Origin of the sequence: Nocardioides abyssi (assembly GCF_030412915.1) — a bacterium.
Classification (GTDB): Bacteria; Actinomycetota; Actinomycetes; order Propionibacteriales; family Nocardioidaceae; genus Nocardioides; species Nocardioides abyssi.
The window spans coordinates 1-425 of the sequence record NZ_JAUHJR010000034.1; the positions used below are offsets into that span (position 1 = coordinate 1).

The 425-nt window shown below is 77.2% G+C and carries 1 protein-coding gene; it reads left to right on the top strand.

The genetic code is table 11. From position 1 onward, the window contains the following. Positions 1-425, top strand: a 425-nt coding sequence (locus tag QWY29_RS19775; protein WP_300962951.1) for an alpha/beta hydrolase, incomplete at both ends; no start/stop codon positions are given.

Here is a 425-nt window from a genome sequence, read left to right on the forward strand (position 1 = left end):
GCATGCGCGCCCGCTCCACTGCCGCCCTCGCGGGCGCCCTCGCCCTGGCTCTTGCCGCCCCCGTGGCCCTGCTGTCCCCCGCCGCCGCGACCGACGACCCGGGAACGGCGGGGCCGCGCGTGAGCGAGGCGCTGGTCGCCGTGGGTCCCGAGCCCGGCGGTGCGGAGGTCGAGCTCGACACCTCGGTGTTCGTGCCCGACGGCGACGGGCCGCACCCGGCGGTGCTGCTCACCCACGGGTTCGGCGGCAGCAAGGACGACCTGGTCGAGCAGGCCGACGACCTGGCGGACGACGGCTACCTGGTGCTGACCTACACCGCCCGCGGCTTCGGCGCCTCCGGCGGGCGCATCCACCTGGCCGACCCCGACTACGAGATCGCCGACGCCCGGGCGCTGGTCGACGTGCTCGCCGAGCGCGACGACGTC